The following is a 23,315-nucleotide window of genomic DNA, read 5'->3' as shown; positions in this document are numbered from 1 at the left end:
GCTGGCATTTCACAATGCCAGCCTTCTCATTCCCAATGAAATTGCATCGATAATCGCAAAAGACCGCGATTGACCGAAAGAAAGGGACGACCGTGGCATTCGTCTCCATCCGGGACTTGAAGGTCTCTTTCAGCGGCGTGCAGGTTCTGCACGGAATCGATCTCGACGTGAGCCGCGGTGAAACGCTGGGCCTTGTCGGTGAATCCGGCTGCGGAAAGTCCGTGACCTGGCTTGCCGCCCTTGGGCTTCTCCCCGGCAAGGCTTCCGTGTCAGGCTCGGTCAAGGTCGACGGTCGGGAGCTGGTTGGCTCCGCCCGCTCCGTCAAGGAAAGCGTTCGCGGCGGGCGTATCGCCATGATCTTTCAGGATCCGAGTTCGTCGCTCAATCCCGTCAAGAAAGTCGGCCATCAGATCGTCGAATCGCTGTCGCTGCATCGCGGCCTGAAAGACAAGGCAGCGCGCAGCGAAGCTGTCCAGTTGATGGAACGTGTCGGCATTCCCGATGCGGCGCGCCGTTTCAATCTCTATCCGCATGAGTTTTCCGGCGGCCAGTGCCAGCGGCTAATGATAGCTATCGCGCTGGCCGGTCAGCCTGACGTCCTCATCGCCGACGAACCCACCACAGCCCTTGATGTAACCATTCAGGCGCAGATTCTCGATCTTCTGGATCAGATTCGCCGCGAAACCGGCATGGCCGTTGTGTTCATCAGCCACGACCTCGGCGCGGTCAGCCAGATTTGCGAACGCGTCTGTGTGATGTATGCCGGGCGTATCGTTGAAAGCGGCCCGACCATCGAACTGTTCGACAGGCCACAGCACCCCTATACGCGGGGACTGTTCGAAGCGATCCCGCGTCTTGACGGCGGACGTGAGCGACTGCGCGCCATTCCCGGCACCGTGCCCGATCCGCGCAATCTCCCGACAGGCTGCGCATTCGCGCCACGCTGTGCGCAAGCCAGTGACACATGCATGAGCGCAATTCCCGATCTTCTGATGCGAAACGGCCAGAAGGTCGCCTGCTTTCACCCCCATGCGGAAAGCGCGGCATCGCACGTCTATCACAGCCGCACCATCCCGACAGAAGGCGCTCTGGCATGAGTTTCCTGCTCGAAGCAAACAATCTGGTACGGGTTTACCGGAGCGACGGCCTCTTCAAAAAAGCCGATCCGGTCAAGGCGGTGGATGGGGTCAGCCTGCGTGTCCAGCCCGGCGAGACGCTTGGCATCGTCGGTGAATCCGGCTGCGGCAAGTCCACGCTCGGGCGCATGCTGCTTGGCATAGACGACGCCACCGAGGGCGAGGTTCTGTTCGACGGCAAGCCATTGCCGCGCCGCCACACAGCTGATTGGCGCAAATTGCGGGCGCAGATGCAGCTTGTCTTTCAGGACCCCTTGGCGGCACTGGATCGCCGCCTGCCGATTGCGGCACAGATCGGCGAGCCGCTACAAATTCATGGGCTAGCTTCCGGCGCGGAACTGAAGGAACGCGTCAGCGAACTGATGCAATCCGTCGGGCTGCGCCGTGATCAGGGCGAACGCTATCCGCATGAATTGTCCGGCGGCCAGCGCCAGCGCGTCATCATCGCCCGAGCCCTTGCAACCAGCCCTAGGCTGCTGGTCTGCGACGAACCGGTTTCCGCGCTCGATGTTTCCATTCAGGCGCAGGTGGTCAATCTGCTGCGCGACCTGCAAGAAAAACATGGCATCGCCATGGTGTTCATCAGCCACGATCTGAAGGTCGTGCGCAACATCTGCGACCGCGTCGCCGTCATGTATCTCGGCAAGATCGTCGAAGAGGCAAGCTCCGGCGTCATCTTCGAAACACCCCAGCACCCCTATACCAAGGCCTTGGTGTCTTCCGTTCCCATACCGGGCAAGAAATTCAACCAGCGCATGATCCTCAAGGGTGAACCGCCAAACCCCGCAAACCGCCCAAGCGGTTGCGTGTTTCATCCCCGGTGTCCGGTGGCGGGCTTTCAATGCCCGACGACGATGCCCGATCTGGAATCAACCGGCTTTGACCGGCGTACGGCTTGTCACTTCGTTGAGCCGGCGAAAAGCGCTGCGTGAGGCACCCATGCTTACCTTCATAGCGTCCCGTCTTTTCCGCGCGCTGATCACCGTCTTTCTGGTGATGACCTTTGCCTTCGTGGTGCTGCGCATGTCCGGTGACCCGGCGCAGATCATGCTCGGCCCTGATGCGCCACAGGAATCCATCGATGCCTTCCGCAAGGCGTGGGGCCTCGACGACCCCATCTGGCTGCAATATCTGTCCTATCTCAAGGGCATATTGAGCTTCGATTTCGGCATCTCGATGCGCGACAAGGCACCGGCTATCGATCTGGTGCTGCAACGTGTGCCCGCCACGCTCCAGATCACCATTCCGGCGCTCATCATCAAGCTCTGCCTCGGCATTCCGGCAGGCGTCTACGCCGCGCTGCACCGTCAGGGCATCGCCGACCGTGGCGTCATCACCCTGTCGATCCTCGGCTTCACCGTGCCGTCTTTCGTGCTCGGTCTGGTGCTGGTACTGATCTTCTCGGTGCAGCTCGGCGTGCTGCCATCCGGCGGCAGCGATACATGGATTCACGGCATTCTGCCGACCCTCACCATCGCCATTGGCGGCACGGCGGTTCTGGCGCGGTTCTCACGCTCGGCCATGATCGAAGTGCTGGGACAGCCTTATATCCGCACGGCATCGGCCAAAGGTATCAGCTGGAGCGATGTGGTGTGGAAACACGCTTTGCCCAACGCATCGGTGCCGATTGTCACCATCGTCGGCTTCATGGTCGGCGCACTGATTGCCGGGGCGGTGGTGGTCGAAACCATCTTCTCATGGCCCGGCATTGGCCGCCTTCTGGTGGTGTCGGTCGCCAATCGCGACCTCGCCGTGGTGCAATGCCTGCTGCTGATTATTGCAAGCTGCATGGTGATCTCCAATCTCGTTGTCGATGTGCTCTACGGCGTTCTCGACCCGCGCCTGCGCACCAAAGCCGCGCATTGAGGTGGACGCAATGACCGATACTGCTCTGATCCCCACCCCCACCGTCAAGGCGCCTGCGCTCATCACGCGCCTGCGCACCACCATGCCGATGAGCGTCGCCTTTGCCTGTTTCTGGCTGGCGCTAATGCTGTTCGTCGTGATCTTTGCCGACTATCTGCGGCCCTATTCCATCACCAAGATGGACCTGATGGCGCGGCTTGTTCCGGTGGGATCACCCGGACACTGGCTCGGCACAGATGAGTTGGGCCGCGATGTTTATTCGCGCCTGATCCAGTCGATCCGCGTGTCGCTGGTGATTGCCTTTGGCGCGACGATCCTGTCTGCCGTCTTCGGCACTTTGCTGGGCTTTCTCGCCGCCCGCTTTCGCGGCTGGGTCGAGCACATCGTGTTGATGCTCGCCGATTTTCAGGCCGCCCTGCCCTTCATGGTGCTGGCGCTTGCGGTGCTCGCCTTCTTCGGCAATTCCATGCCGCTGTTGATCGGCCTGATGGGTTTCTACGGCTGGGAACGCTATGCCCGTATCGCGCGTGGCCTTGCCATTTCCGCCGGAGCACAGGGCTATGCCAGCGCTGTGATGCAGCTCGGTGCAACACCATTCCGCGTCTATTTCCGTCATATCCTGCCCAATGTCGCCTCGACGCTGATCGTCTCGATGACGCTGACATTTCCGGAAATCATCCTGATGGAATCCGGCCTTTCCTTCCTCGGTCTCGGCGTTCAGCCGCCAGAATCGTCGCTTGGCAATATGGTTGGGTTCGCGCGCGAATATCTGACACGTGCGCCGTGGATAATGCTGGCTCCGGCACTGGTGATCGTTCTGACGACCCTCTCCATTTCGCTTCTGGGTGACTGGCTTCGCGACAAGCTCGACCCGACCGTTCAGTAAGGACACAAAACATGAAAAAGATCATGGCCCATCGCGGCGCTCGCAACCTGTGGGCGGAAAATTCGCTCACCGGCTTTCGCAACGTTCTGGACCTCGACATCGATAGCGTGGAGTTCGATCTTCACCTGACTGATGCCGGGCAAATTCTCGTCATTCATGACGCCTCGCTCGACCGTACCACTACAGGCTCCGGTGACGTGCGCGCGCTTGATGATGCTGGTCGTCGCGCCGTTCGGCTGAAAGACGAACAGGGCACGGTTACCGCCGATCACATCCCCACCTTCGAGGACGTGCTCGATGTCTTCGCCGCGCGGCCGGACGTGCTTCTCTATGTCGAACTGAAATCCGGCTCGGACGGCAAGCCCTATCACGGTCTGGTGGAAAAGGCCGTGGAAATCATCCGCGCCCGCAACATTGGCGATCATGTCGTGCTGCACTCCTTCGACCGCAGCGTGGTTGAACATTGCGCGGAAATCGCGCCGGAAATCGACCGGCTGATTTCACTCAACGCACAATGGGTGGAGCGCAATGGCGGGCTGGAAACCTTCTTCCGCAGTGTTGAACCTCTGGTCCGTTATGTGGGTGTTCACCACGAATTGTTCGAAGCCGAATTCGATCGCATCACGTCGCTGTTTCCCAAGGACCGCCTTGGCGTGTGGACGCTCAATGATCGCGCACTGATCGACCGCTGGATGGAGCGTGACGTTGCCTACATCACCTCCGACAGTCCCGATCTGGTGATCGCATCGCGTCTGGCACTGGCTGAAGCCACAGCCTGACACATATTACCTGAACAACGGTTCTGCCTGCACATCAATCCGGAGGCGAGGCAGAACCGCTCTATCCTTATGGCTTCCGGTCAATCCAGGAAATTGATTATGTCCGACCTGCCGCTTCTCGGCGCAGCCGTGCCGCTGTCCTATCTCGAAGAAAATCTCGATTTCATCCTGTCGGAAAACCGCGATCTGGAGATACAGGATTTTGTCCATGTTGCTCTCCTGAAAGCAGACTGGAAGACACCAGCAAGCCGCATCAAGACCTTGCTTGACGGCTACAAGGGCCGCCTTGGCATTCACGGTCCTTTCTGGGGTCTCAACTTCTCCAATCAGGACGAAGACATTCGCAAGATCGTCACTGAGCGTTATCTTCAGGGACTGGAGGTTTGTGAATTCATCGGCGCTACGCAGATGGTGATTCACAGCCCCTATAATTTCTGGACCTATAACAATATCGACAATTTCCCGGAAAGCGGCCCGCAGATCGTGGACTATGCCCATGAAACGCTGGCGCCAGTCGTCAAGCGCGCCGAAGAAATCGGCTGCACGCTGGTGATCGAGAATATCGAAGACATCGACACCGACGCGCGCTGCCTGCTCGCAGACAGCTTCCAGTCGCCATCGGTCGCGGTTTCAGTCGATACCGGCCATGCCCATTTCACCTATGGCTCGCTTGGCGCGCATCCTGTCGATTACTTTATCCGCCGTGCAGGCAACCGCCTGCAGCACGTCCATCTGCAGGATGCGGACGGCCATGCGGATCGTCATTGGGGCATCGGTGAAGGCACCATACGCTGGCATGGCGTTTTCGCCGCTCTGGCCCAGCTGGAAAGCAATCCGCGCCTGATCCTCGAACTGCGCGACAAGAACAAGATCATGCCGTCGGTCAAGTTCCTGCAAGATGCAGGTTTGGCACGATAATATCTGAAGCGGAGCGCCGAGTGATCGGCGCTCCGCTATATCTAGAGCGGTTCCTGTTTGACGGAATCGTCGGAACCGCTCTAAGTTTTTGTTTTTTAGCATTTCCGGACGCAAAACCGCTTCGCACTTTTGCTGGAAATGCTCTATTCGGCGGCGACTTGCGTTACCGGCCAGTTGCGGCCTGCATGATAGGCTGGCAGTCGAGCGCTCTTTCCGCTGATCTTTTCGCGCAGCGTTCCTTCCCGATATTCGGTCTGGATCAGGCCGCGCTGTTGTAGCACCGGCACCACGCCGTCCACGAATTCCGGCCACCAGCCAAGCGTCGTCACCGGGACAATGTTGAAGCCATCGACACCCACATCGACATAGCGCTGTATTTCGTCTGCCACCTGTTCCGGCGTGCCGGCAAAACGGCCCGAAACAGTTTCCTTGAGAAGATCGCCGAAGGTGACGACGCCGCTCGGTGCGGCCTGAATGAAGGCCCGCACATTGCCGCGCACATAATTGGTCTCCAGAATTTCATCGAGCCGCCGCGTCGGATCAATATCTGAGAGATCGACGCCCATGCCGCCGCTCCAGAACGACTGCAACGCCTCGATGCTCAACCATTCCTTCAGCTCGCGGCGCTTGCGATGCGCCTCCTCTTCAGTCGCGCCAATCACCGGCGCCAGAGAAACGATGAACTTGAGATCGTCCGGCTGGCGTCCGAAGGCAATGGCGCGGGCGCGTATGTCTTCAATGTCCTGCCGTGCGCCTTCGGGCGTCCGGGCAGGAATGAAGGTCGCTTCCGCATGTTTGGCTGCAAAATCGCGTCCTGCTTCCGACGCTCCTGCCTGAAACAGGAAGGGCGTGCGTTGCGGTGACGGCTCGACAATATGCGGACCCTCAACACGATAGCGCTCGCCCACATGATTGATCGTGTGCACCTTGGCCGGATCGGCATAAATCTCGCGCTCGGCATCGGCTTGCAGCGCATCGTCTTCCCAGCTGCTTTCCCACAGCTTGTAGACGACTTCGAGATATTCCTCGGCCCAGGCATAGCGGTCGTCATGCTGCGGCAGCGCTTCCAGACCGTAATTGCGGGCGGCATTGTCGAGATAGGAGGTGACGATGTTCCACGCCACACGCCCGTCAGTGAAGTGATCAAGTGTCGACATCTTGCGGGCAAAGCCGAAAGGATGCTCCTGCAAGACCGAACTTGTCACCGCAAAGCCTATATGTTTCGTGGCGGCGGCCAGCGCCGAAACGAGACTTGCCGGATCGTGGCTCGGAAACTGCATCGCGGTGCGGATCGAGGTTTCCTTTCCGCCGCGAAACTTGTCGTAAACACCGGCAACATCTGCCAGAAAAACCGCATCGAAAAAGCCGCGTTCGGCTTCCTGTGCAAGTTCGATCCAGGGCTGGAGCTTTTTGAAATCCACCTGATGGCGGCCATTAGGATGCCGCCAATAGCCATGGCTGTGGTGGTTCGGCGTGACATGCGCGAAGGCGTTATAGATGATCTTTTTCATGCTGCATCCGCCTTTGCCGGTTGAAGCTCTTCGGCAGTCTGCGTGTTCCTGGCAGGACTGGCGCCCCAGATATTCTGCGGCCCATTGCCATTGACCACATAATCGCCGATTTGCCGCTCGCGATAGATCAGAGGATTGTGCGAGGAAATCGCCCGCGCATTGCGCCAAAGCCGGTCCAGACCGCGCGACTTGCTGAGCGCCGATGCGCCAAGCCCGCCGAACAGCAAGGTCGTCGCCTCCAGAATCTGGGTGGCTGTCGCGACCTGCGCCTGAAACACTTCCACATCGAGCCGCACGCGGTCGTCTTCCGTGGCTTCACCCTTCAGCAGTTTTTCGAAGAAGCGCTCAATCGTCGTCGTTGCGGTTATCGTGGCGACATTGGCGCCGTAAACCTTGGCAAAGACAGAGCCTACGACCTGCAAAATCTGCGGGTCTTCCCGCGCCGTATCGGCATTGCCATGGGCATAGGTGCGGCGGCGTTCGGCAATATAGGTGGCCGTCTCGCTCGCGGCTGCGCGTCCGATACCCGACAGTGTCGCCAGATGTGTCAACTGATAGACCGACGACAGATGTTCGGCCTGCGTGAGCGCTGAAACGAAATCCGCTTCGTCGAGTTTCACATGGTCGAAGATGGTTGTGCCGCTGGCCGTCAGTGCCTGACCGAACCCATCCCAATCGTCGATGATGGTAAGCCCTTCCGCCTTGGTGGAAACCACGACGGTAACCCATGCATCGTTTCGCCCCGCGGTGACGCCGATCCAGTCGGCATAATAAGCGCCGGTCGTATAGAACTTGCGTCCATTGATTTCTGGTCCTTCCGGTCCATCAGTCACGACAGTTGCAAAGCTGCCGTGGCGGGAATCTCCAGGCTCCGTATGAGCTGGCGAGAACCAGTCACCGGCACCGGCAAGCGTCAGCCAGCGTGCACTCCACGGGCTGGTGGGATCAGGCAACAACGTTTCAATGAAACCGAAATGACCACGCAAAATCTGCGCAAGATTGGAATCGGCTTCCGCCAGTTCGATCAGCAGCGCGAAAAGCGTAACAAGGCTTGCGCCATAGCCGCCATGTTCGCGCGGAACACGGATTGCGCCGAACTTTTCAGCACGCAGCCATTGCAGCTCTTCGACCGGCAGGATTCGGTTGCGATCCCGCTCCACCGCACCGGCGCGGATTTTCGCGAAGATGGGCCGGAACCGGGCTGCCAGCGTCTCGAATTGTGAATCCGGCACCTGCGGCCAGATTGGCTCCAGCGCCACCTGTTGGGACTGTGTCATGCTAACTCCTGTATTGCATTGAGGTGCGCGCTTTGGTCCGCAGGCTGCTGCACCCGGCGGATGGGCAGAACGGATTCGATAAGCTTGCGCGTGGATGGGTGCTTGCCGTTGGCAAAAAGGTCGACGGCATTGAAGGTTTCCAATATCCGGCCTTGTTCCATGACCGCGACGCGGTCGCAGAGAAACTCGATAACCGGCAGGTTATGGCCGATGACGAGATAGGTCAGGTTCAGGCTTTCTCTGAGATCGAGCAACAGATTGAGAATCTGCGCCTGTATCGAGACGTCGAGCGCCGATGTTGGTTCATCGAGAATGACGAACTCCGGATTGACGGCCAGCGCACGGGCGATGCCGATGCGCTGGCGCTGTCCCCCGGAAAACTCATGCGGATAGCGATTGAGATGTTGCGCGCGTAACCCCACGCGCTCCAGCGTTTCGGCGGCTTGCTCTAGCGCCTGCTTGCGGCTTTGCACCAGCTTGAGACGCAGCGGCGCGACGATCAGCTGTTCGCCAACAGTCTTGCGCGGATTGAGGGATGCGGTGCTGTCCTGAAACACGAACTGGAACCGGCTGCGGAACCGGCGATTGGCCTCGGCATCCAGCGTGCCGATATCCTCTCCCAGAAAGCGGATAGAACCGCTGGTGACGGGGATAAGCTTGGCCGCAAGGCGCGCCAGTGTCGATTTGCCGGAACCGGATTCGCCGATGAGACCGAATATCTCGCCACGGCGCACATCGAGAGTGGCATCGCGCACGGCAGAGATAGGCGCCGCCTTGCCGCTGAAGAAACCTGCATGGCTGGCAAATTCCTTGTGAATGCCCTCAAGGCTGAGCACCACCTCGTCGGAACGCACATGCACTGCGCCCTGATCGGCCCCGGCTGAAGCCGCCACGCCGATGCGGCGCGATGCAGACGGATTGGCGATGCGGTCGCCGACAACCGGCACTGCATTGATGAGGCGGCGCGTATAATCGTTCTGCGGCTCGGTCAGCAATTGCGCCGTCGGCCCCTGCTCCACGATCTTGCCTGACTTCATCACGGCAACGCGCTGGCTGAGATAGGACACCACGCCAAAATCATGGGTGATCATCAGGATCGCCGTGCCAAACTCACGGTTGATATCCAGAAGCAGATCCAGAATCTGTTTCTGGATCGTGGCATCGAGCGCTGTCGTCGGCTCGTCGGCAATCAGCAGCTTCGGATTGTTCATGATGGCAAGTGTGATCATCACGCGCTGCCGCATGCCGCCGCTCAACTCATGCGGAAAAGAGCGTAAGACCCGTTCCGCATTGCGGATGCCGACCTTGTGCAGCCAGCCGAGCGCTTCTTCCCGCGCCGCACTGGCGCTCAATTGCTTGCGATAACGCAGGTTTTCTTCAAGCTGCTGGCCGATCCGGAACGATGGATCGAGAGAGGTCAGCGGGTTCTGGAAGATCATGCTGACGCCTGCGCCGCGCACACTGTTCAGTGCCCGCTCGGAAAGATCCAGCAATTCCTGCCCTTCAAAGCGGATGCTGCCGCCAAGCCGTGTGCTGCGTTGCGGCAGCAAGCCCATGATGGCCGAAGCCGTCACGCTTTTGCCCGAACCGGATTCGCCCACGAGCGCCACGATCTCGCCGGGCTCGATACGGAAGTCGATGTTCTCGACCGCCGTATCGTAGCGGTCGCGATTGGCAAAGGCGACGGTAAGGCCTTTTACGTCCAGAAGTGTCATATCAATTCTTTCCAGAAATGCGTCATCGGCGCGGATCGAGAAGATCGCGCAGGCCGTCGCCCAACCAGTTGAAAGCCAGCGCCACAGCGACAATCACCAGAGCCGGGACCGTGGCCACATGCGCCGATCCGAGGATCAAGACCTTCGAGCCTTCCGACACCATGCGCCCCCAATCGGCGGTCGGCGGCTGTGCGCCAAGACCGAGAAAGCTGAGGCCCGCCGAAAAGACGATCATGCCGCCAACCATCGTAGTGCCGTAAACCAGCACCGAGGTTGCAACATTGGGCAAAATTTCGCGGAACACGATTTCAAACTGCGATGCGCCCAGCGCCTGCGCCGCTTCAACATATTCCTTGTCGCGTTCTGCACGCACTTCGGCATAGACGACACGGGTGAGATAGGGCGTGGCGCTGAAGATGATGGTGAGACCGACAGTCCACAGGCCGGGGCCAAAGGCTGTTGCAAGGCCAATGGCGAGCAGCACCATCGGGAAGGCGAATGCCAGATCGATGACGCGCATGATGAAGGCCGCAAGCTTGCCGCCCTTGTAGCCAGCAGCAAGACCAAGCGCGATGCTGAGCAGCACCGCAGCCGCAACCGGCAGGACACTGACCAGCAGCGAGGAACGCCCGCCCCAGATCACCCGACTCAGAATATCGCGACCCTGCGCATCCACGCCGAGGATATGGTCGGGCGTGCCAACCGGTGCGAGACGCAGCGCCGCGTCGGCAACATTCGGATCATATGGTGCAATCCAGGGTGCTGCGACCGAGACCGCCACGACTGCAAGAATGAACACCAGACTGGCCAAGACCAGCCTGTCGCGTGTCAGGCGATGCCAGCGCAGGGATGCGGTTGAGCTGCCCAACTCGCGGGACAGGATGGTTTGCGTGGTTTCCACGATAGCCATGAGAAGTCGCCTTTCATCAGTTGGAGCCGCTCGCCGTCCGGGACAGCCGCGGGTTCAGAAGATCGAGAGCAATATCGGTGAGGAGATTGACGGCCAGAAAGCAGCCGGTAATCAGCATGGTTCCAGCCTGGATCATCGGGTAATCGCGACCTGCGGCAGCGTTGTAGAGCTGTGTGCCAATGCCGGGCCAGGCAAACACGTTTTCGACGAAGATCACGCCGCTCAGCAGATAGCCGATCTGCAAGCCGGTCATGTTGATGACAGGGCTCAGCAGATTGCGCCCAACGTGGCGGCGTACAATGGATGCCTGGGGAAAGCCCAGCGCGCGATAGGTGCGGATGTAATCGGAGTTCATGATGTCGATCACGCTGGACCGCACCATGCGGGCGAGGATCAGCATCGAGATGATCGCCGCCGACAGAGCGGGCAGCACCAGATGCCGCAGCAGGTCGGCCAGCCCCTGATCGCCGCGCGCATTGTACATGCCCGATACCGGTAGCCAGCGCAGCTGGACGCCGAAAATCCAGATCAGGATCAGACCAAGCCAGAACACCGGAAGATTATGCGCCACCTGAACCAGCAGCATGACGACGCGATCACCAAAGCTGCCCTGACGCAGGCCGGAGAAGAGGCCGATCAATGTGCCGAACACGAGGCAGATCGCCACGGCTGCACCCGTCAGGATCAGTGTGTTGGCGAAAGCGCGACCGAGCACGCTGGCGACCGGCACACGCAGGGCCAGCGAATTACCCCATGTGCCGGAGAGAAGATCCTTGATCCAGACGCCGTACTGGACCAGCAAAGGCTGGTCCAGACCGTATTGCGCGCGGATTGCATTGATCGATTCCTGCGAGACCTGTCCGTGTAGCGCGTTGCTGATCGGGTCGCCCGGCGCAAGCCGGACGGCAACGAAGACCAGCGCCGAAATGACGAAGAAGACCGGGATCGTCTGTAGGACGCGATGCAGGATATAACGTGTCATGCTTCAAGCCAGACCGTGCTGAGATCGTAGAAATTCTGCGCCGGTGCGTTGAAGCCGCGAACATTGGCGGCAGCAGTGAAGTAGCGCGTGAAGGTCAGCAGCGGCAGGATCGCCGACTTTTCCTGAAGCACGCCATTGGCCTGCTTCCAGAGCGCAATCGCCTTGGCTTCATCGGGTTCGCGTGTGGCGGCGGCGATGAGCTTTGCTGCTTCCTCGCCGACTGCGTCCTTGCCACCATGACCGAGAATATATCCCTGATAGACCAGCTTGAGCCAATATGGGGTGATGAAGCCCCATTCCATCGCAAACAGCGCGACATCATCCGGCAGCTTGCCGAGATTGGCGGTATAGGTCAGCCATTCCTGCGAGATGATGCTGACCTTGATGCCGATCTTGGCCAGATCGCGCTGGATCCACTCGATTGTCGGCTGGTTGGCTTCGTCGGTGACTATGGTGAAGGCAATCTCGCCGTCCTTAAAGCCTTCCTCGGTCAGAAGTTTGCGGGCAGCCTCGGGATCATAGGCATGGTCGCGCTGCGCCGGATCATAGGCCGTATTGCCGATATTCAGGATGCTGTAAGACGGCAGGGCATGGCCGCGGAAAAGCGTTTTTGCGATACCTTCGCGGTCGATGGCCTGAATAATCGCCTGCCGGACCTTGGCCGACGCGGCATATTTGTTCGTGAAGTGCCAGCCGAGAAAAAGCTGACCCGCGCCGGTGCTGTCCAGCACCTGATAACCCGCATCCGTCAGCGTTTCGACGGCATCGGTCGGGGTGCGTGTCAGAATGTCGATTTCGCCGGATTGCAACGCCGAAAGGCGGGTGGAATCGTCGGTGATCGGGCGGAAGATAATGCGCTCGACACGCGCCTTGGTGCCCCAATAGTCATCGTTGCGCTGCAGAACCGTCTTTTCATTGCGAATACGTTCGACAAATTTCAGCGGACCCGTGCCGGTTGGATGTTCGGCCAGACCGTCCTGCCCATAGGTGCGCAATGCCTTCGGGCTGAAAACGCCCGACACGTAATTGCCTTGCGGCAGCATACGTGGGAACTCGCGGAATGGCTCGCTGAACACATATTCGACGGTATGATCGTCGATGATGTTGAAGGCGGTCAGCGTGCCATAGACATTCTTCATCGTCGCGCCAGCGCGAACGTCGTAGAACTCGAAATCCTTGTCGGTGAAGCGACGGATGTTGAAGTGCAGCGCGTCGGCGTTGAAATCCTCGCCGTCATGGAATTTCACGCCACGCCGCAACTTGAACTTGAAGCGGGTGAAGTCGTCATTGGCTTCATAGCTTACCGCGAGTGCGGGCACCAGCGGCGGCGGACCGTCCTGCGAGGTGACGCTCAGATCTTCAGCCAAAAGCGATTCATAGATATGCTTGTCGAGACGGTAGGTTTCCCAGGAATATTGCCGGTTGGGGTCGTAGAAGGTCGGCTCCTGATACTGCCCGATCACCAGCGTGCCGCCGGAGACAGGCTCGCCCGTTGCGGCTTTCGTCGCGCTTGATGTTGCTTTGGATGCGGCTTTGGCAGCCGTCGACAGGGTGATTGCGAGAAGCGAGCTGCCCACAAGAAACGAGCGGCGGGAGATAAGGCTGGATGTCATAAATTAAGGCCTCGAAGGTTGGACGGTCGGTGGGATTCTGTCGTCTTGCCTTCGGTCTTGATGGCCTGGACAGTCTGGCTCAAACCCTAGATTGGGCGGCGCGGACTGATAAGAAAAGTATTTCTATATTTTTTATAGACTATAAAAAGCCAGTTCGTTCCAGCTCATCTTAATTGTTGCGGAACGGCAGAAAAAAGTGGGCCTCCCGCCAGAGACGGAAGGCCCGAACGCTTCGTCGTGAAGGGCTAAGTTTGGGAGGTAATTGTTCTAAAGGTCTTCAGGTGTTTTGCCCTCGGCAACAGCTTGCGCGAGCAGATTCGGCACAGCCCAAGAGGCCCGGTCTTTGGCCGCATATTCCGCGATACGTCGCTCTATTTCCGAAAAGCCGACACGCCCCGCCCAATGCATCGGCCCGCCGCGCCAGCGCGGGAATGCGTAGCCATAGATCATCACCAGATCGATATCGGCGGAACGTGCGGCAATGCCTTCTTCCAGAATGCGAAAACCTTCCTCGACCATCGCCGTCGTCGCGCGCGAAACGATTTCCTCGTCGCTGAAGGCGCGACGCTCAATACCGGCGCGTTTTGATTCTTCGATGACGATGGTGTCAATCAGCGCCGAAGGTGACGCCTTGCTGCCCTCATAATCGTACCAGCCCGCATTGGTCTTGCGACCGAGGCGACCCGTTTCATCCACGATACGGTCAGCGATGGGAATGTAGCGAAAACCTGCCTTGGTCTTCCACCCCAGACGCTTGCGGTTGGCATAGGCGATGTCGAGACCAGAGAGGTCTTGCACCTCGTATGGACCCATCGCCATGCCGAAGCCGCGCATGGCGGCATCAATCTGAGCGGGCAACGCGCCTTCGATCAGCATGATATCGCAGATCTGGCGATAGCGGGTCAAAATGCGATTACCGATGAAACCGTCGCAAACACCGGCCAATACGGGGATTTTCTTCATCCGCCCTGCAAGGCGCAAGGCCGTCGCGAGTGTTTCCGGGCTGGTGTCATCCGCGCGGATCACTTCCAGAAGCTTCATCACATGGGCGGGGCTGAAGAAATGCAGCCCCAGAAAGCGGGCAGGATTGCGCACCACTTCGGCAATGCGATTGACGTCGAGATAGGACGTATTGGTCGCCAGAATGGTCGTTTCCGGCAAGGCGGCATCAAGCGCCGTAAAGACTGCGCGCTTGACGTCAATATCCTCAAACACCGCCTCAATAGCAATATCGGCTGCGGGCAATGCATCATAGCCGACATGGAAACGGAACCGCGCCGCCTGATCCGCTTCGGCCTTTTCCGGCGTGGATTTTCCGCGCGCGACCGCCTCGCCATAGAGCTTGGCGATATTGGCGCGAGCACGCGCCGCGCCTGCTTCATCGGTCTCGACCAGCGCTACATCGATGCCAAGCCCGGCCAGCGCATAGGCTATGCCTGCCCCCATCGTGCCGCCGCCAACCACCACTGCGGAGGCGATATCCGCGCCACCAGTCTTGCCCTGTCCCATCGCCGCGCGCTCGGCGAAAAAGACATGGCGCAAAGCAGCCGCCTGATCGCTGGACTTCAACTCCAGAAAGACGGCGCGCTCCTGCGCCAGCCCCTCATTCAAAGGCAGCGTGCATGACGCCTCGATCAGATCGATGGCCTTTTGTGGCGCAATCTGGTTCGGACTGCGTTTTGCCACCTGCTTGCGTGCCGCTTCGATTGCAGCGTTGTTGAGCACAGGGCCACGTAGTGCGCCGGTCGCCGGGCGTTCCAGCCAGGAATAGCGCCGTGCTGCTTCCACCGTATTGTCGGCCAAAGCATCGACAAGGCCGATCTTTTCCGCCTCGACGGCACCGATCACCTTGCCTTCGGAGATCAGCGACAGCGCATTCTCCAGCCCGACCAGTCGCGGCAGACGTTGCGTGCCACCAGCACCTGGCACGACGCCAAGCGTTACTTCCGGCAGGCCGACCGTTGCGTTCAGCGCTGCAATGCGCGCAGCGCAAGCCAGCGCCAGCTCCAACCCGCCACCGAGCGCCGCACCGTTGATGGCGGCAACAACCGGCACCGGAAAGGTCTCGATACGACTGACAATATCCGGCAGATGCGGCGGTTGTGGCGGTTGCGGCGGCGCAGAAAATTCCTTCGCATCAGCCCCGGCCACAAAAATCTTACCCGCTCCGGTCAGGACAACCCGTCCGACACCCGCCGCCTGTGCCCCCTCCAGTGCCGCCATCAGCCCTTCACGCACCGCACGCGATGTGACATTGACGGGCGGATTATCGATGGTGATCAGCGCAATGCCGTCATCGATAGACAGGTGGACCGGATCGGACATAGACACGGACATGGGGCACGCTCTCTATAAATGGGGATGGAAGCCGCCGGAAACGGCCATGATCTCGCCCGTGACAAAACGGGCTGGTTCCGAAGCGAAATAGGCAACCGCCTCGGCAATTTCCTCCGGCTCGGCCATGCGCCGGTTATAGGCTCTCGACACCAGCCGCGCCGCGTTTTCGGCGGGCATGGTCTGGGTGACAGACGTGCGTGTCAGCCCCGGCGCAACGGCATTGACGGTAATCGCGGGCGCAAATTCTTCCGCCAGACTGCGTGTGAGCGAGGCGATCGCCGCCTTGCCCGCCGCATAATCCGCCTGTCCGCCCTCACCGCCGAACACCACTGATGCGAAGTTGACGATCCGTCCAAGCCCGCGCTCCAGCATGCCCGGCGCAAAGGCGCGGATCAGATGGAAACTGCCCATCAGATTGAGGTCGAGCGTGGCGCGAAACCGCGCCTCGTCCATTTCCAGAAAGGGCGTGTAAAGCTGGGAAGAGCGGATACCGCCAACCGTGTTCACCAGCACATCGATACCGCCAAAGGCTTTGAGCGTCTCTGCGGTGAAAGCCTCCGCTTCCGCCGTCACGGTCACATCGCCGCGCAGGGTTACGATATTCAGTTCCGGAAATTCCTCCGACAACAGGCTAGCGGTTTCGCCAAGCCTTGTGCCGGAAATATCGGTCAGCGCCAGTTGCCGTGCGCCGTCTGTAATGAGCCGTCGAATGATGGCGCGGCCCATCGGGCCTCCAGCACCTGTTACGACGACACGCGACCCGGCGATGCGGTTGGCACTGTTTATGGTCACTTGCGGTTCCTCTCATATTCTTCACGCAACTCGTTGCGCAGCGCGAATTTCTGGATCTTGCCGGATGCCGTCGCAGGCAGACGGTCACGCAGTTCCAGACGCTCGGGAAAATACTGGCGCGCCAGATGCTGCGCACCAAGGAACGAAATCATACTGTCGAAATCAACCGTCTGGCCAGACCGCACGACGATGAAAGCGCAGGCGCGTTCACCCAGACGCTCATCGGGATAGGCGACAATCGCCACCTGCTGCACGGCGGGGTGCTTGTAGAGAAGCGCTTCCACCTCAACGACGGGGATGTTTTCCGCGCCGCGAATGATCACATCCTTCGAACGGCCGCAGATACGGATATAGCCTTGCGCATCCATGCGCGCGATATCGCCCGTATCGAACCAGCCGTCGGCATCGGTATTGTTCCATTGCGGACGCTTCAGATAGCCGACGAAATTCGAGCAGCCGCGCACGAAAAGCTCGCCTTCGTGACCCGCCGGGGCGGGTTTGCCATCAGACCCGCGCACCTGCAATTCCATGCCGGGCAAGGCTGGACCGTCGGTATTCACCGACCGGTCATCCGGGTCTTCCGGCGGCACGACCGACACTGCGCCGTTTTCCGTCATGCCCCAGGCGGAAATCACCTTCGCGCCCAGAATGCGATTGCCACGTTCGACAAGCGGACCCGGAATGGCTGTCCCTGCGCAGAGGAAAATACGCAGGGAAGACGCATCCGTGCCTCCGTCCTCAACCGCCGTGGACAAGTCCATCAGGAACGGTGTGGAGGCCATGGTGAAGGTCACGCGTTCTTCCGCAATCACCCTTGCGGCCAGCGCCTTGTCCCAGAGATCGAGCAGGACCATGCGCGCTTGCAGCATGAACGGCATCAGGAAACCGTACATAAAGCCGGTCTGGTGTGCCATCGGCGAGGCCATCAGGACGATATCCTCCGTGCCAAGCCCAAGACGGGCGGCATAGGCGACCAGATTGGAATACATCGTATTGGCGGTGTGCATCACGCCTTTCGGCTCGCCGGTCGTGCCGGATGTGTAGATCAGCTGGCAGACATCATTGGCGTCGCCGCGCACCGTCAGGGAGTAATCATGCAGACCCGGCGCATTATCGAATGCAGGGTCCATCAGCAGCGCATCGAAACTATTGTCGCCTGCTCCGCCCGCCACGATCACATGCTGCAAATCCGGCAAATCGGGCCGCAAACCCTCAGTCATGGCTTCATGGTCGAAATCGCGGAACACCTTCGGCACGACAAAGGCTTTCACCTCGCCGTGCTTCAGCATAAAGCGCAACTCGTGCTCGCGAAAGATCGGCATGACTGGATTGAAGACGATGCCGAGGCGCCGGCAGGCGATATAGAGAACCACAAACTCCCATGAATTGGGCAACTGGCAGGCCAGAACATCGTCCTTGCCCAATCCCAGACGCCGCAACCCCTCCGCTGCGCGCCAGGACAGATCTTCCATCTGCCTCCAGGTCAGGTCGCGCCGTGCGCCCGAAGATACGGCAATGCTCGTCATCGCCAGCGCATCGGGCTTGGCTTCAAGGCACTCTTCGAAATAGTCCAGCAATGTCTTGCCCGGCCAGAAGCCTTCGGCCTCCATCTTCGCGCGGCGTGGCTCGATCAGCACAGCGTCGAATTTCATGGTTTCCTCCTCCCAATCATTGTCGGCGCATTGTCAGCCGCTGACAGCGGCCCTTCCCGCACGTTCGCGTGCGATGATGTTTTTCATGATATGCGCCGTGCCATCGCCGATCTGGAGGCCGAGCACATCGCGCAGGCGCTGCTCGAACGGCAGCTCGTTGGAATAGGCGGCATGGCCGTGGATCAGCAGGCAGGCATGGATCGCCTCATAAGCCAGAAGCGGCGGCCACCATTTGGCCATGGCCGCCTCGGCCACATGCGGCATGCCCTGATCCTTGAGCCACAGCGCATTGAGTGACAGAAGCCGCGCGGCCTCCACCTTGGTATCGAAATCGGCAAGCTGATGCGTGATGCCCTGAAATGCCGCCAGCGGCTTGTCGAAGGCCTTGCGTTCCTTGATGTAATCCCACGCTTCATCCAGCGACTGGCGGGCAGTGCCAAGACATTGCAGGCCGATCAGCGAGCGCGAGAAGTCGAAGCCCTGCATGACCTGCACGAAGCCCTTGCCCTCTTCGCCGAGCAGATGATCCGCCGGCACCCGCACATTGTCGAAAAAGATCGAGCCGCGCCCGATCGCATGTTGACCGACATCGACAAAACGCGTGGTGGAAATGCCGGGCAGGTCCATCGGCACGAAAATGGCCGAGATGCCGCGCGCCCTATCTTCCGGCTTGCCAGTGCGGGCAAACACCACCGCGCCCTTGGCTTGATCAGCCGCGGAGATCGACGTCTTTTCGCCGTTGATGACGTAATGGTCGCCGTCGCGCTCCATCTTGAGGCCAAGATTGGCGGCATCAGATCCGCCACGCGGTTCGGTCAGCGCAATGGCGAGCATCAATTCGCCTGCAATCAGTTTCGGCAGCCATTCGCGCTTGATCTCGGGATTGGCGAATTTCACCAATATCTGCCCGTTCAGCGAGGCGAGCACATTGATATAGCCCATGTTGAAATCACCACGGGCGATTTCCTCGATAATGACGCCTGAATAGAGCGCGCCGGAACCAAGACCGCCGAATTCTTCCGGCAGTTCAGGGGCGATGAGGCCAAGGCTGCCCATTTCGCGCACCAGCTCAGGGCCGAAGTTGCCGGATTTTTCCCGCGCCTGATAGCCCGGCGCGAGACGGTCCCTTGCAAACTTGCGGGCGAGGTCGCGCAGTGCGTTGATTTCCTCGGTATCAAAAATGGTCGGATACATGGCTACCTCACTGACCCGGACGTCAACGAGGAGGCGCAAAGGCGCTTATGAGGCACTGAAATGCACAGCATTGGTCCCTCCTCCCAGATAGACGTCTGCATATGTTTGTTGTCTGCGCCGGATATGCGGCGCGCCTTGCAACAGGCGCGCCGACCGGTCTTACTTGGGCGGACTTATTTCGCGAATCTGCGGAAATCAGGCTTGCGCTTTTCGCGGAAGGCGACGCCGCCTTCCTTGCTTTCTTCGGTATCGTAGTAGAGCGACAGAGCGCGCATACCGAGCGCACCGATGCCCCGGATGTTTTCGCTATCGGCATTGAACGAAAGCTTGGCGAGCGCCAGCGCGGTCGGCGAGCGTTCCATCAGCTCGGCCACCCAGCGATCCACTTCCGCATCCAGCTCCTCATGCGGGACAACCGCATTGGCAAGGCCCCATTCCAGCGCTTGCTGCGCGGTATAGCGTTTGTTCAGATACCAGATTTCGCGGGCGCGCTTTTCACCGATGACGCGGGCGAGATAAGCGGTCCCGAACCCCGGATCGACGGAACCGACCTTGGGGCCAACCTGTCCGAACTGCGCCTTGTCGGACGCGATGGTCAGATCGCAAACCGTGGCGAGGACATTGCCGCCGCCAATGGCAAAACCGTTGACGCGGGCGATGACCGGCTTTGGCACATCGCGGATCAGACATTGCAGCTCATCGACCGGCAAGCCGATTACGCCGCGACCGTCATATTGCCCGTCATGGGCGGACTGATCGCCGCCGGTGCAAAACGCCTTGTCGCCAGCGCCCGTCAGCACAATGGCGCCAATGGACTTGTCCCAGCCTGCCTTCTGGAAAGCATGGATCAGCTCGTCAATCGTGTGACCGCGAAAGGCATTGTACTTGTCGGGACGGTTGATGGTGATCCATGCCGCACCGCCGCGAACCTCATAGAGAATATCGGTATAATCAGTCATGGCTTCCTCCAGATCATTTAGCCGTGCATCGTCAGACCGCCGGAGACGCTGATCGTCTGACCGGTGATGAAGGCCGCATCGTCACTCGACAGGAATACAATTGCGCCGGGCAGATCGTCCGGACGGCCAAGACGACCGAGCGGAACAGCCTTGGCAAAGGCAGTGCGCAGCTTTTCCTTGTCACCCGCCGCTTCCATGAAGTTTTCCAGCATGGCCGTTTCAGTCACGCCGGGGCAGACCGTGTTGAAGGTGATGTTGTTGCGCGAATGTTCGCGCGCCAGCGTTTTCATGAAGGCGATCACACCAGCCTTGCAGGCCGAATAAACCGACTCACCCGACGAGCCGCCGCGCCCCGCATCGGAGCCGATCGACACGACACGACCGCCATTGCCACGTGCCACCATCGAGGCCAGAACCGGCTTGGTGATGTTCAAAACTGCGCGCAGATTGATGTCGATGATCTTCGCCCAATAATCCGGCTCGGACTTGAGAAAGGGCACGAACAGATCCCAGCCAGCATTGTTGACCAGCACATCGACCGGACCATATTCAGCCTCAAGCTTGGCTACTGCCGCACCCGTCGCATCGAAATTCGTCAGGTCCACGATCATCGCCGTGGCGTCGCCGCCCTTGGCCCTGATCGCATCCACGACCTTTGCGGCAGCATCCGCGCTGATGTCGGCAACGACAACACGTGCACCTTCTTCGGCGAAACGCAGGCAAGTCGCCGAGCCAATCCCACCACCGCCGCCAGTTACGACAACTACTTTACCTTTTAAGCCACGCATGGCGCTCTCCTTCCCAATGGCAGGTTCGCGGAACAATGCCTTATAACTACAGATATAAGTGCATTTATCGCCTTAGCCAGCTCCGAACCTCTGAGCAAACTCCCATTTGAAATGGTTACAGCGATCAGAAATTTATGTCAATATATTTACGTTATTTTATATGCCGCGCTCTCTTGACCTAAAGTCGAAGGACGTACACTCTGTCGCCGATAACCGAAGCGGAAAACATGACAAAGACCACAAAAGAGCGCGCAAAATTTACCGACCTGTCCCTGGGTCTCAGCAACCGGCTGTTCTTCCGGATGTATCAATGTGCCAACATGCTGCATAAGACGGGCACGCGCGCGCTCGAAGAATATGGGATCACCACCCAGCAATGGGCTGTGCTGGGCGCACTGACCCGCACGGATTTCGAAAATGGCGTTGCGGTCGGCGATCTCGCCACCTTCCTGCTGGTCAGCCGGCAGAATCTGGCTGGCGTCCTGTCACGACTGGAAAGTCTCGGCTATATCGAGCGCGCCGTATCGGAAACCGATAATCGCTCCCGCCTCATCCGGCTGACCGAAAAGGGGCTTAGCCTCTGGGACGAAAATATGCGCCCCGTCATCACCGGCTATTACGAGGAAGCGCTGGACGGGTTCTCGACCGAGGACAAGATCCACATGCTGCATTACCTCGACAAGATGCTGCACAATTTCAAAGCCATTGACCCCGAAGCGACTTCAACCGAAGACGCTGCCGAATAGAATAAAGGCGGCAGATCAATCCGCCGCCTTCTGCATCGGGATTACAGACCGGCCCGCTCTTTCGCGCCTGCAACAAGCGCCTTGGCGATAACGATCTGCTGGATTTGCGTTGTGCCTTCATAGATGCGGAACAAACGCGCATCGCGATAAAGCTGCTCGGCGCGATATTCACGAATATAGCCGTTGCCGCCATGCACCTGCACATTGCGGTCGGCAATGCGCCCGACAGCTTCCGAGGCAAACATCTTGGCGCAGGATGCCTCAACACTGACATTCTGTCTGGCGTCGCGCTTGCGCGCTGCATCCAGCACCATGCAGCGCGCCGCATAGGCATCCGCTTTTGAATCCGCGAACATCGCCTGCAAGAGCTGGAAGTCCGACAGAGGTTTGCCAAACTGACGGCGGTTCACCGCATAATCCAGCATATCATCGATGATCCGGTCCGACAGACCAACGCAGGCAGCGGCGATATGCAGACGCCCTTTGTCGAGCACCTTCATGGCCGTTTTGAAGCCCTGCCCCTCGACGCCGCCGATCAGGGCGGAAGCGGGAACCCGGCAATCTTCGAAAATCACATCACAGACATGCGCGCCTTGCTGGCCCATCTTCTTTTCCGGCTTGCCAGTAGAAAGGCCGGGCGTACCGCGCTCAACAGCAAATGCAGACACGCCCGCCGCACCTTTCTGCGTCGGATCGGTTCGCGCCATGACGGTGAACAGACCCGCATGCGGCGCATTGGTAATGAAACGCTTGGTGCCATTCAGCACGTAGAAATCCCCATCCCTGCGCGCCGTCGTCTTGACCGCAGCCGCGTCCGAGCCAACATCCGGCTCCGTCAGTGCGAAGGAACCCGTCAGCTCGCCGGAGGCGAGAAGCGGCAGGTATTTTGCCTTCTGCTCGTCGGTACCATCAATGGCGATGCCCTGCATGCCGATGCCGACATTGGTGGCGAAGATCGAGCGGAATGCGGGCGCAGCACGCCCCAGCTCGAACATGACCAGAACCTCCTCCTCCATCGTGAGCCCGAGACCGCCGAACTCCTCCGGCGCGGTCAGGCCAAACAGGCCCATCTCGCGCATCTCACCTAGAACATCCGCCGGGATGGCGTCGGTTTCGGCCACTTCAGCCTCCGCCGGGATCAGCCTGTCATCAACGAAACGGCGCAGCGTATCCAGAAATTGCGCCAGCGTATCGGAATCCATAGCCATGATATCCTCCCATGTATGGCAATATATTGTCATTTATACCCATATG

The 23,315-nt window shown here is 59.5% G+C and carries 20 protein-coding genes; 7 read left to right on the top strand and 13 right to left on the bottom strand.

Annotated elements, in window-relative coordinates; translation table 11 throughout:
• Positions 1 to 92 precede the first annotated feature (92 nt).
• The 6 genes from FGI60_RS22260 to FGI60_RS22235 all read left to right on the top strand — a co-directional run bounded on the left by FGI60_RS22260 (position 93) and on the right by FGI60_RS22235 (position 5,585).
• Complete coding sequence (locus FGI60_RS22260; RefSeq protein ID WP_138787047.1) at positions 93 to 1,097, top strand: ABC transporter ATP-binding protein; 1,005 nt, start codon at positions 93 to 95, stop codon at positions 1,095 to 1,097.
• Positions 1,094 to 2,068, top strand: a complete 975-nt coding sequence (locus FGI60_RS22255; RefSeq protein ID WP_138787046.1) for an ABC transporter ATP-binding protein — start codon at positions 1,094 to 1,096, stop codon at positions 2,066 to 2,068. The genes FGI60_RS22260 and FGI60_RS22255 overlap by 4 nt, the downstream gene beginning before the upstream one ends.
• Before the next feature lie 7 nt (positions 2,069 to 2,075).
• The gene (locus FGI60_RS22250; RefSeq protein WP_138787045.1) at positions 2,076 to 3,002 is read left to right on the top strand and encodes an ABC transporter permease; all 927 of its coding nucleotides are present in this window, start codon (positions 2,076 to 2,078) and stop codon (positions 3,000 to 3,002) included.
• A 10-nt stretch (positions 3,003 to 3,012) separates the two neighbouring features.
• Positions 3,013 to 3,888 (top strand): ABC transporter permease, encoded by an 876-nt coding sequence (locus FGI60_RS22245; protein WP_138787044.1) that lies wholly within the window; start codon positions 3,013 to 3,015, stop codon positions 3,886 to 3,888.
• A gap of 11 nt (positions 3,889 to 3,899) precedes the next feature.
• Positions 3,900 to 4,667 carry a glycerophosphodiester phosphodiesterase family protein gene (locus FGI60_RS22240; protein ID WP_138787043.1) on the top strand — a complete coding sequence of 256 codons (768 nt, stop codon included), beginning with the start codon at positions 3,900 to 3,902 and terminating at the stop codon, positions 4,665 to 4,667.
• 99 nt (positions 4,668 to 4,766) lie between these two features.
• Positions 4,767 to 5,585: a sugar phosphate isomerase/epimerase family protein gene (locus FGI60_RS22235; protein ID WP_138787042.1), complete on the top strand. Its 819-nt coding sequence runs from the start codon at positions 4,767 to 4,769 to the stop codon at positions 5,583 to 5,585.
• Positions 5,586 to 5,728: 143 nt separating this feature from the next.
• On the opposite strand, the gene FGI60_RS22230 is transcribed toward FGI60_RS22235, so the two are convergent.
• From FGI60_RS22230 to FGI60_RS22175, 12 genes are all read right to left on the bottom strand, one after another.
• Positions 5,729 to 7,096, bottom strand: a complete 1,368-nt coding sequence (locus FGI60_RS22230) for an LLM class flavin-dependent oxidoreductase (protein WP_138787041.1) — start codon at positions 7,094 to 7,096, stop codon at positions 5,729 to 5,731.
• Positions 7,093 to 8,373, bottom strand: a complete 1,281-nt coding sequence (locus FGI60_RS22225; protein ID WP_138787040.1) for an acyl-CoA dehydrogenase family protein — start codon at positions 8,371 to 8,373, stop codon at positions 7,093 to 7,095. Before FGI60_RS22225 ends, FGI60_RS22230 begins: the two co-directional genes overlap by 4 nt.
• Complete coding sequence (locus tag FGI60_RS22220; protein ID WP_138787039.1) at positions 8,370 to 10,088, bottom strand: dipeptide ABC transporter ATP-binding protein; 1,719 nt, start codon at positions 10,086 to 10,088, stop codon at positions 8,370 to 8,372. The genes FGI60_RS22225 and FGI60_RS22220 overlap by 4 nt, the downstream gene beginning before the upstream one ends.
• 22 nt (positions 10,089 to 10,110) lie before the next feature.
• On the bottom strand, positions 10,111 to 10,998 hold the full coding sequence (locus FGI60_RS22215; protein WP_138787038.1) for an ABC transporter permease: 888 nt from the start codon (positions 10,996 to 10,998) through the stop codon (positions 10,111 to 10,113).
• Between the two features lie 16 nt (positions 10,999 to 11,014).
• Positions 11,015 to 11,980: an ABC transporter permease gene (locus FGI60_RS22210; RefSeq protein ID WP_138787037.1), complete on the bottom strand. Its 966-nt coding sequence runs from the start codon at positions 11,978 to 11,980 to the stop codon at positions 11,015 to 11,017.
• Positions 11,977 to 13,593 carry an ABC transporter substrate-binding protein gene (locus FGI60_RS22205; RefSeq protein WP_138787036.1) on the bottom strand — a complete coding sequence of 539 codons (1,617 nt, stop codon included), beginning with the start codon at positions 13,591 to 13,593 and terminating at the stop codon, positions 11,977 to 11,979. The genes FGI60_RS22210 and FGI60_RS22205 overlap by 4 nt, the downstream gene beginning before the upstream one ends.
• 267 nt (positions 13,594 to 13,860) lie before the next feature.
• Positions 13,861 to 15,930 carry an FAD-dependent oxidoreductase gene (locus tag FGI60_RS22200; protein WP_235889898.1) on the bottom strand — a complete coding sequence of 690 codons (2,070 nt, stop codon included), beginning with the start codon at positions 15,928 to 15,930 and terminating at the stop codon, positions 13,861 to 13,863.
• Between the two features lie 12 nt (positions 15,931 to 15,942).
• Positions 15,943 to 16,722 (bottom strand): SDR family NAD(P)-dependent oxidoreductase, encoded by a 780-nt coding sequence (locus FGI60_RS22195; protein ID WP_138787035.1) that lies wholly within the window; start codon positions 16,720 to 16,722, stop codon positions 15,943 to 15,945.
• Complete coding sequence (gene aliA, locus FGI60_RS22190) at positions 16,719 to 18,374, bottom strand: cyclohexanecarboxylate-CoA ligase (RefSeq protein WP_138787034.1); 1,656 nt, start codon at positions 18,372 to 18,374, stop codon at positions 16,719 to 16,721. The genes FGI60_RS22195 and aliA overlap by 4 nt, the downstream gene beginning before the upstream one ends.
• Positions 18,375 to 18,407: 33 nt before the next feature.
• Positions 18,408 to 19,568 (bottom strand): cyclohexanecarboxyl-CoA dehydrogenase, encoded by a 1,161-nt coding sequence (gene aliB / locus FGI60_RS22185; protein WP_138787033.1) that lies wholly within the window; start codon positions 19,566 to 19,568, stop codon positions 18,408 to 18,410.
• 173 nt (positions 19,569 to 19,741) lie between these two features.
• A complete protein-coding gene (locus tag FGI60_RS22180) occupies positions 19,742 to 20,527 on the bottom strand; it encodes an enoyl-CoA hydratase-related protein (RefSeq protein ID WP_138787032.1) in 786 nt (261 codons plus the stop codon).
• Between the two features lie 17 nt (positions 20,528 to 20,544).
• Positions 20,545 to 21,315 carry an SDR family NAD(P)-dependent oxidoreductase gene (locus tag FGI60_RS22175; RefSeq protein WP_138787031.1) on the bottom strand — a complete coding sequence of 257 codons (771 nt, stop codon included), beginning with the start codon at positions 21,313 to 21,315 and terminating at the stop codon, positions 20,545 to 20,547.
• A gap of 227 nt (positions 21,316 to 21,542) precedes the next feature.
• Here FGI60_RS22175 and FGI60_RS22170 point away from each other — a divergent pair, with 227 nt between their 5' ends.
• Complete coding sequence (locus FGI60_RS22170) at positions 21,543 to 22,061, top strand: MarR family winged helix-turn-helix transcriptional regulator (RefSeq protein ID WP_138787030.1); 519 nt, start codon at positions 21,543 to 21,545, stop codon at positions 22,059 to 22,061.
• A 41-nt stretch (positions 22,062 to 22,102) separates the two neighbouring features.
• Here the strand turns inward: FGI60_RS22170 and FGI60_RS22165 are convergent, their stop codons facing one another.
• Positions 22,103 to 23,269 carry an acyl-CoA dehydrogenase family protein gene (locus tag FGI60_RS22165; RefSeq protein ID WP_138787029.1) on the bottom strand — a complete coding sequence of 389 codons (1,167 nt, stop codon included), beginning with the start codon at positions 23,267 to 23,269 and terminating at the stop codon, positions 22,103 to 22,105.
• Positions 23,270 to 23,315 lie beyond the last annotated feature (46 nt).

Origin of the sequence: Brucella haematophila (genome assembly GCF_005938105.1) — a bacterium.
Lineage (GTDB): Bacteria > Pseudomonadota > Alphaproteobacteria > Rhizobiales > Rhizobiaceae > Brucella > Brucella haematophila.
Note: the sequence above shows the minus strand (reverse complement) of the source record. Positions and strands in the feature narration are given on the sequence as shown.

What these genes read in the sequence shown, in the direction of transcription:
- FGI60_RS22255 (WP_138787046.1), top strand. Translation starts at nt 1,094, where the DNA reads ATGAGTTTCCTGCTCGAAGCAAACAATCTGGTACGGGTTTACCGGAGC.
- FGI60_RS22220 (WP_138787039.1), bottom strand. Translation starts at nt 10,088, where the DNA reads ATGACACTTCTGGACGTAAAAGGCCTTACCGTCGCCTTTGCCAATCGC.
- FGI60_RS22175 (WP_138787031.1), bottom strand. Translation starts at nt 21,315, where the DNA reads ATGCGTGGCTTAAAAGGTAAAGTAGTTGTCGTAACTGGCGGCGGTGGT.
- FGI60_RS22245 (WP_138787044.1), top strand. Translation starts at nt 3,013, where the DNA reads ATGACCGATACTGCTCTGATCCCCACCCCCACCGTCAAGGCGCCTGCG.
- FGI60_RS22200 (WP_235889898.1), bottom strand. Translation starts at nt 15,930, where the DNA reads ATGTCCGTGTCTATGTCCGATCCGGTCCACCTGTCTATCGATGACGGC.
- FGI60_RS22165 (WP_138787029.1), bottom strand. Translation starts at nt 23,269, where the DNA reads ATGGCTATGGATTCCGATACGCTGGCGCAATTTCTGGATACGCTGCGC.
- aliB (WP_138787033.1), bottom strand. Translation starts at nt 19,568, where the DNA reads ATGTATCCGACCATTTTTGATACCGAGGAAATCAACGCACTGCGCGAC.
- FGI60_RS22205 (WP_138787036.1), bottom strand. Translation starts at nt 13,593, where the DNA reads ATGACATCCAGCCTTATCTCCCGCCGCTCGTTTCTTGTGGGCAGCTCG.
- FGI60_RS22235 (WP_138787042.1), top strand. Translation starts at nt 4,767, where the DNA reads ATGTCCGACCTGCCGCTTCTCGGCGCAGCCGTGCCGCTGTCCTATCTC.
- FGI60_RS22230 (WP_138787041.1), bottom strand. Translation starts at nt 7,096, where the DNA reads ATGAAAAAGATCATCTATAACGCCTTCGCGCATGTCACGCCGAACCAC.
- aliA (WP_138787034.1), bottom strand. Translation starts at nt 18,374, where the DNA reads ATGAAATTCGACGCTGTGCTGATCGAGCCACGCCGCGCGAAGATGGAG.
- FGI60_RS22180 (WP_138787032.1), bottom strand. Translation starts at nt 20,527, where the DNA reads ATGACTGATTATACCGATATTCTCTATGAGGTTCGCGGCGGTGCGGCA.
- FGI60_RS22170 (WP_138787030.1), top strand. Translation starts at nt 21,543, where the DNA reads ATGACAAAGACCACAAAAGAGCGCGCAAAATTTACCGACCTGTCCCTG.
- FGI60_RS22225 (WP_138787040.1), bottom strand. Translation starts at nt 8,373, where the DNA reads ATGACACAGTCCCAACAGGTGGCGCTGGAGCCAATCTGGCCGCAGGTG.
- FGI60_RS22250 (WP_138787045.1), top strand. Translation starts at nt 2,076, where the DNA reads ATGCTTACCTTCATAGCGTCCCGTCTTTTCCGCGCGCTGATCACCGTC.
- FGI60_RS22215 (WP_138787038.1), bottom strand. Translation starts at nt 10,998, where the DNA reads ATGGCTATCGTGGAAACCACGCAAACCATCCTGTCCCGCGAGTTGGGC.
- FGI60_RS22210 (WP_138787037.1), bottom strand. Translation starts at nt 11,980, where the DNA reads ATGACACGTTATATCCTGCATCGCGTCCTACAGACGATCCCGGTCTTC.
- FGI60_RS22240 (WP_138787043.1), top strand. Translation starts at nt 3,900, where the DNA reads ATGAAAAAGATCATGGCCCATCGCGGCGCTCGCAACCTGTGGGCGGAA.